9 protein-coding genes are annotated in these 7,163 nt (G+C 64.1%); 1 reads left to right on the top strand and 8 read right to left on the bottom strand.

Annotated elements, in window-relative coordinates:
* Window positions 1–172: 172 nt before the first annotated feature.
* The 7 genes from EOD07_RS16285 to EOD07_RS16255 form a co-directional block, all read right to left on the bottom strand.
* Complete coding sequence (locus EOD07_RS16285; protein WP_040989247.1) at window positions 173–1,051, bottom strand: 3-hydroxybutyryl-CoA dehydrogenase; 879 nt, start codon at window positions 1,049–1,051, stop codon at window positions 173–175.
* Window positions 1,052–1,247: 196 nt separating this feature from the next.
* Window positions 1,248–2,177 carry an electron transfer flavoprotein subunit alpha/FixB family protein gene (locus tag EOD07_RS16280; protein WP_127236193.1) on the bottom strand — a complete coding sequence of 310 codons (930 nt, stop codon included), beginning with the start codon at window positions 2,175–2,177 and terminating at the stop codon, window positions 1,248–1,250.
* A 24-nt stretch (window positions 2,178–2,201) separates the two neighbouring features.
* Window positions 2,202–2,951: an electron transfer flavoprotein subunit beta/FixA family protein gene (locus EOD07_RS16275; RefSeq protein WP_071033587.1), complete on the bottom strand. Its 750-nt coding sequence runs from the start codon at window positions 2,949–2,951 to the stop codon at window positions 2,202–2,204.
* Window positions 2,952–3,113: 162 nt separating this feature from the next.
* A complete protein-coding gene (locus tag EOD07_RS16270; protein ID WP_127236192.1) occupies window positions 3,114–3,917 on the bottom strand; it encodes a rhomboid family intramembrane serine protease in 804 nt (267 codons plus the stop codon).
* 21 nt (window positions 3,918–3,938) lie between these two features.
* Entirely contained in the window at window positions 3,939–4,520 is a 582-nt protein-coding gene (locus EOD07_RS16265) for a cob(I)yrinic acid a,c-diamide adenosyltransferase (RefSeq protein WP_127236191.1), read from the bottom strand.
* Between the two features lie 79 nt (window positions 4,521–4,599).
* A complete protein-coding gene (locus tag EOD07_RS16260) occupies window positions 4,600–4,791 on the bottom strand; it encodes a twin transmembrane helix small protein (protein ID WP_127236190.1) in 192 nt (63 codons plus the stop codon).
* 25 nt (window positions 4,792–4,816) lie between these two features.
* Window positions 4,817–5,683, bottom strand: coding sequence for an SDR family oxidoreductase (locus EOD07_RS16255; RefSeq protein ID WP_127236189.1), 867 nt, complete (start codon window positions 5,681–5,683; stop codon window positions 4,817–4,819).
* 58 nt (window positions 5,684–5,741) lie between these two features.
* Here EOD07_RS16255 and EOD07_RS16250 point away from each other — a divergent pair, with 58 nt between their 5' ends.
* On the top strand, window positions 5,742–6,593 hold the full coding sequence (locus EOD07_RS16250) for a YihY/virulence factor BrkB family protein (protein ID WP_041011323.1): 852 nt from the start codon (window positions 5,742–5,744) through the stop codon (window positions 6,591–6,593).
* A gap of 172 nt (window positions 6,594–6,765) precedes the next feature.
* Here the strand turns inward: EOD07_RS16250 and EOD07_RS16245 are convergent.
* Window positions 6,766–7,163: DMT family transporter (locus EOD07_RS16245; RefSeq protein ID WP_164772281.1), on the bottom strand; the 398-nt coding region annotated here is incomplete at its 5' end.

Genomic DNA, 7,163 nt, shown 5'->3' with positions numbered 1-7,163 from the left:
CATCGCCAGAGCCGACGCCGCTTGCTACGCCGCCAAGGCGGCCGGCCGCGGCTGCGTTTCCGCCGCTCCGGACGAAGCTTCGCCTGACGACGACGTTTCGAAAGACGGCGTCACGCCTTTGCCGCTCGCAGCGGCGTCCTGAGTCGTTGCAAAGACGCTCAATCGGAAAAGGTCAGCGCGTCGGCACCGGATGATCGCCGCGATAGTCGTAGAAGCCACGGCTGGTCTTGCGGCCGAGCCAGCCGGCCTCGACATATTTCACCAGCAGCGGGCAGGGGCGGTATTTCGAATCCGACAGGCCCTCATGCAGAACCTGCATGATCGACAGGCAGGTGTCGAGGCCGATGAAATCGGCAAGCTGCAGCGGCCCCATCGGATGGTTGGCCCCCAATCGCATGGCGGTGTCGATGGCATCGACCGTGCCGACGCCTTCGTAGAGCGTGTAGATCGCCTCGTTGATCATCGGCAAAAGGATGCGGTTGACGATGAAGGCCGGGAAATCCTCCGAGACGGTGATCGTCTTGTCGAGGTGGTTCACATAGGTCTTGGCCGCCTCGAAGGTCTGATCCTCCGTGGCGATGCCGCGCACCAGCTCGACCAGCTTCATCACCGGCACCGGGTTCATGAAGTGGATGCCGATGAAGCGCTCGGGGCGGTCGGTCTGGGCGGCAAGCCGGGTGATCGAGATCGACGAGGTGTTGGTGGCGAGAATCGCTTCCGGATTGAGCTGCGGGCAGAGCTGCGCGTAGATCTTGCGCTTGACCGTCTCGTCTTCGGTCGCCGCTTCGATCACGAGGTCGGCGGCGGCGAGATCGGCCATGGCGGGGGCGGCGGAGATGCGCGCCATCGCTTCGTTGCGTGCCTTTTCCTCGAGCTTGCCGGAGCCGACCTGGCGGGCCATGTTGCCGCTGATGGTGGCGATACCCTTCTCGATCCGGTCGGCCGATATGTCGTGGATCAGGACCTTGTAGCCGCCCAGCGCCGAGACATGGGCGATACCGCCACCCATCTGGCCCGCGCCGACAATGCCGATCGTCTCGATCTTGCTCATGACCCCAATCCCGTCCGGAGCAATCCCGCTTCGTTGAAGCCGAACGCTCCTGCTTGTTTGTTCCTAGCAATTCCGATGCAAACCGCCGGAATGGCTCAGACCTTGGCGGCCTGCTTTTTGTGCAGTGCAAACTAAAAGGGCGGGGCGACTTCGTCTACCCCACCCTTCGGATTTTAATATGCCAGAACTGGCGGCGTCAAAGCGCCTTTTGCAGCTCCGGCAGGATGACGAAGAGATCGCCGACCAGGCCGTAGTCGGCAACCTGGAAGATCGGCGCTTCCTCGTCCTTGTTGATGGCGACGATGACCTTCGAGTCCTTCATGCCTGCGAGGTGCTGGATGGCGCCGGAGATGCCGACGGCGATGTAGAGGTCGGGCGCGACCACCTTGCCGGTCTGGCCGACCTGCCAGTCGTTCGGCGCGTAGCCCGCGTCGACCGCGGCACGGCTGGCGCCGACCGCGGCGCCGAGCTTGTCGGCGACCGGCAGGATCACTTCCTGGAACTTCTCCGAGGAGCCGAGCGCGCGGCCGCCCGAGATGATGATCTTGGCCGAGGTCAGCTCCGGACGGTCGTTCTCGGAGAGCTTGTTCTCGACGAAAGACGACAGGCCGGGGTTGGCGGCGGCGCCGACCGTCTCGACCGAGGCTGAACCGCCTTCGGGTGCTGCCGAGAAGGAAGCGGTGCGCACCGTGATGACCTTCTTGGCGTCGGTCGACTGCACGGTCTGGATGGCGTTGCCGGCATAGATCGGCCGCTTGAACGTGTCGGGCGAAACCACTTCGATGATTTCCGACACCTGCGCGACGTCCAGCAGGGCGGCGACGCGCGGGGCGATGTTCTTGCCGGCGGAGGTCGCCGGCGCGACGATCGTGTCGTAGCCGCCTGCCAGCGACACCACGAGAGCCGCCGCCGGCTCGGCGAGACGCTCGGCAAGCTCGTCGGCCTCGGCCAGCAGCACCTTGCGGACGCCCTTCAGCTTGGCGGCGGCGTCGGCAGCAGCCTTGGCGCCCTTGCCGGCCACCAGCACGTCGACGTCCGAGCCGATCTGGAGCGCGGCTGAGAGCGCCTTGGCGGTCTGGTCGGAAAGGCTTGCATTGTCGTGTTCGGCGATGAGGAGAATTGCCATTTTTCTTTGTCCTTTCCTGACCGCTTAGAGCACGCCGGCTTCGTTCTTGAGCTTCTCGACGAGTTCGGCGACGCTCTTGACCTTGACGCCAGCCTTGCGGCCGCCCGGCTCCTCGGTCTTGATCACCTTGAGGCGCGGCTTAACGTCGGCGCCGTAGTCGGCCGGGCTCTTCTCGTCGAGTGGCTTCTTCTTGGCCTTCATGATGTTGGGCAGCGAGGCATAGCGCGGCTGGTTGAGGCGAAGGTCGGCGGTTACGATCACCGGCATCTTCAATTCGACGGTCTGCAGGCCGCCGTCGACCTCGCGCGTCACCTTGGCCTTGTCGCCAGCAAGCTCGACCTTGGAGGCGAAGGTGCCCTGGGCCCAGCCGAGCAGCGCCGCCAGCATCTGGCCGGTCTGGTTCGAATCGTCGTCGATCGCCTGCTTGCCGAGGATGACGAGGCCCGGCTTCTCCGCTTCGACCACGCCCTTCAGCACCTTGGCGACGCCGAGCGGCTCGGTCTGTTCGTCGGTCTTGACCAGGATGGCGCGGTCGGCGCCCATGGCGAGCGCGGTGCGGAGCGTCTCCTGCGCCTGCTGCGGGCCGATCGACACCACGATGATCTCTTCCGCCTTGCCGGCTTCCTTGATGCGGATCGCTTCCTCGACCGCGATCTCGTCGAACGGGTTCATCGCCATCTTGACGTTGGCAAGCTCGACGCCCAGTCCGTCGGCTTTCACCCGGACCTTGACGTTGGCGTCCACAACCCGCTTCACGGGCACAAGGATCTTCATTTTCCTGTCACCTCTCCTGAGATAGTCGGGGCGCTATAGCAGCGTGCGCCCTGTCAGAGTTGTCGAAAGCCGACATTACGGGCGGAATATCCGCCCAGCGGTGCCGTTTCCGTAGTGGCGGCAAACCGGCGCGTCAATATCCCACGATACACCCAAATCGGTTCAGTCCCGGGGCGTCGCTGCTCCACGGCCCCATTGCGAGGCCGGCTGCGCCGGATCGCCGCCCGCCGGCTCGACGGGGACTGGCGGCTGCTGCATGTTGGGCGTCGGGTTCGGCTCGCCGTCGGCGCCGGCCAGCAGCGGCACGCCGCGGCTGCGCAGCACCAGCACCAGGATCGATCCGGCGATGATGCCGCCGATATGGCAGGCCCAGGAGATCTGGTCCTCGCCGGCCGCGGCGAACATCACGATCTGGAACAGGATCCACAGGATCAGCGGGATGAAAGCCGGGATGCGCAACGGAATGCGGGCAAAGGCCAGCACCCAGACCTTCACCCGGGGATAGAGGATCAGATAGGCGGCGACGACGCCGGCGATTGCCCCCGAAGCGCCGATCAGCGGCACCTGCGAATCCCAGGCCACCAACCCCTGGAAGAGGGCGCCGGCGACGGCGCAGGCGAGGTAGAAGATCAGATAGCGGATATGCCCGAGCGCATCCTCGACATTGTCGCCGAACACCCACAGAAACAGCATGTTGCCGCCGAGATGGAAGATGTCGGCATGCAGGAAGGAATAGGTGAGGTAGCTGAGGCTCTCGGGGATGACGACGAATTCGGGCGACAGCTCGACCTTGTCATGGACTACCGAGGGGATGAAGCCCAGGCCGAGGACCGCGGCATTGGTGAAGTTCTCACCGCCAAGCGTGGTCGCCAGATAGACAAGCACATTCGCCACGATCAGGCCGATGGTGACATATTGCAGCCGGATGTGGCGCAGCCTGTTGGTGTCGTAAAGCGGGATGAACATCGGACCCTCCCGCCTCCGGATTCAGCGGTTCTTGCCGGGAACCCATAGCACGTCGGCCTTTCCATTGTCATTGACCGCTCGGGCGGCGACGAACAGGAAATCCGAGACGCGGTTGATGTATTTGAGCGCCTCGCGGTTGACGTGCTCGGCCGGATCCTGCGCCAGCGCCACCATGAGGCGCTCCGCGCGGCGCGCCGCGGTGCGGGCCAGATGGAGCGAGGCGGCCGCGGGCGTGCCGCCATTCAGGACGAAGGATTTCAGCGGCTGCAGCTCCTTGTTGAGCGCATCGATGTCCTGTTCGACGCGGTCGGTCTGGGCGGCGACGATGCGCAGCGGCTCGTATTCGAGGGGCTTGCCGTCGTCCGGCACGGCGAGGTCGGCTCCGAGATCGAAAAGGTCGTTCTGGATGCGCGACAGCATGGCGTCGATCGCGGGATGTTCGGCGGCGGTGTGGATGCGGGCCATGCCGATGCAGGCATTGGTCTCGTCGACGGTGCCGTAGGCGTCGACGCGCAGGTCCGATTTCAGCCGCCGCTCCCCGGTGCCGAGCCCTGTCGTGCCGTCGTCGCCGGTGCGGGTGTAGATCTTGTTGAGCTTGACCATGCCGTCCCCCTTTAAGCGATTTGACGCAATTCCGGACGGAAAATCGTGTCACACTTTTCCTGGAATTGCTGAGACCCCGCTATTTGCGCGTGAAATAGACCACCAGCAACAACAACGCCAAGGCGAGGGCCTGCAGCATGATGCGCGCCTGCATCAGCTTGTTCGAGGTGATGCCCGAGCCACCGCGCATCATGTTGATCAGGCCGCGGACCAGCACGATCACCACGGCGGCCATGGCGAGGATGGCAAGGATCTTGAAGACGATGAGCATCTGGCTGGCTCCGGTTCAGGTTCGGTCAGGCGCGTTTGGCGAGCACGCGATAGAGCAGGGACGCCGGCAGGACGCGTTTCAGCGCCGCGCCGACCCTGGCCGGCACGGTTACCACATAGTGCGGACGCGGGCGCTGTGACAGAAGCGCGTGGCGAAGCGCCTTGTGCACGACCTCCGGACCGGGCTTCAGCTTCGACACGCTGCCGCCGGCCTGAAGCCTGGCGAGTTGCGCCTGATAGTCGGCGCGGTGGACGGAATTCTCGACATCGATGTTTTTCAGGAACCAGGTGAGGCCGTTGCTGGCGATCTTCGATGTCACCGGTCCCGGCTCGATCAGCGAGAGGTGGATGCCGCTGCCTTCGAGCTCCTGGCGCATGCAGAGCATCAGGCCTTCGATGGCGTGCTTGGAGGCCGAATAGGCGCCCCTGAAGCGGACCGGCGCCAGCCCGAGGATCGAGGAGCAATGGACGAGCCGGCCGTGGCCCTGGCGACGCATGACCGGCACGATGCGCCGGGTCAGATCATGCCAGCCGAAGAAATTGGCCTCGAACTGCTCGCGAAGCGCCGCGACGGCCAAGTCCTCGACGGCGCCGGGCTGGGCGTAGGCGCCGTTGTTGAAGAGCGCGTCGAGCCGGCCGCCGGTGCGCTCCAGCACCCCCTCGACCAATGCCCCGATGGATTGGGGCTCACGATAGTCGAGGTAGAAGGCCTCCAGGCCGTCGGCCTCGAGCGCGGCGATATCGACCGGCTTGCGCGCCGTGGCGAAGACCCGCCAGCCTTCCGCTTTCAACGCCCGCGCGCAATAGGCGCCGATGCCGGAGGAAGCCCCGGTGACGATGACGGTGCGCAACTCTTCGGCGGCGGGGCGCGTTGTGGGACCTGGGGTTGCCATTTGCCGCAATCACTTCCCATATTCGCGGCGTTGACACAATCGAGCGGAGCGCGGGCCCTTGCTGCGGAATATCGTCGCCGTCAAGCGCGTGCTCTACGATGCGATCGGCCATTTCAACACCGATGACGGCTGGGCGATGGCCAGCCATCTGGCGATCACCTCGCTGATGGCGTTGTTTCCGTTCCTGATCTTCGCCACCACGCTTGCCAGCTTCCTCGGCGCGCGCGCTTTCGCCGACACGGCCGTGCACCTGGTCTTCGACACATGGCCGGAGCAGATCGCCAAGCCGATCGCGCATGAGGTGCAGAACGTGCTCACCGTGCGGCGCACCGACCTTCTGACCTATGGCGTGCTGCTCGCGGCCTATTTCGCTTCCAACGGCATCGAGGCGCTGCGCACCTCGCTCAACCGCGCCTACCGAGTTACCGAGACGCGCGGCATCATCCACCGCAGGGTGCAGAGCATCGTCTTCGTCCTGATCGCCACCGCCTGCTTCCTCGCCATCAGCGTACTTCTGGTGTTCGCGCCGCTGCTCGCGCGGCTGGCGGAAGCGCATCTGGAATGGATCAAGCCCTATATGGGCACGATCACCATCTGGCGTTACGTGATCGCCTCGACGGTGATCGTCATCGGGCTGTTCTCGGTGCATATCTGGCTGCCGGCCGGCAAGCGCCGCTTCGTCTCGATCATACCCGGCATCGTCTTCACGCTCATCGCCTGGCTGGTCGGATCGACGATCTTCGCCACCTATCTCGACCATTTCTCGTCCTATGTGACGACCTATGCCGGGCTCGCCTCGATCATGATCGCGGTCGTCTTCCTCTACATCATCTCGGCGATCTTCATCCTGGGCGGTGAGCTCAACGCCTCGATCAGCCGGTATCTTGAGGCGCGGGCGAGGGTAGGCTGAGTTGGGCGGAAAGAGGAATTGAAGAACTGAAGAATTGATGAATTGAAGAAATCAAGAAGGAAAATCATCACCAGTTATTGTCACCTTTTTCCTCAGTTCCTCAGTTCCTCAGTTCCTCAGTTCCTCAGTTCCTCAGTTCCTCAGTTCCTCAGTTCTTCAATTCTTCAATTCTTCAATTCCTCTTCCTGTCCTGCCCCGCCGTCGCCAGGGCGACGCCAAGCGTGGCGATCGCCATGCCGGCGATCTGCAGCAGGTTGAGCTGCTCGTCGAAAAGCATCCAGGCGATGACCGCGGTCACGGCGGGCACTAGGTAGAAGAGCGAGGCTACCTTCGACATCTCGCCGTCCCTGATCATCACCATCAACAGGAAGATGGCGCCGACCGACAGCACCAGGACCAGCCAGGCCATGGCAAAGATCAGCTCGCCATTGACGGTGACGGCGCGCGTCTCGAAGGCAAGCGAGCCCAGGATCATCACGATGGAGCCGCCGACATACTGCCACATCGTCGCCGACACCAGATCGCCGCCGGAGGCGTAGCGCTTCTGCCAGATGGTGCCGGCGCTCATGC

The sequence above is a fragment of the Mesorhizobium sp. M2C.T.Ca.TU.002.02.1.1 genome (assembly GCF_003997225.1).
This window is presented reverse-complemented; position numbering and strand designations above follow the sequence as displayed.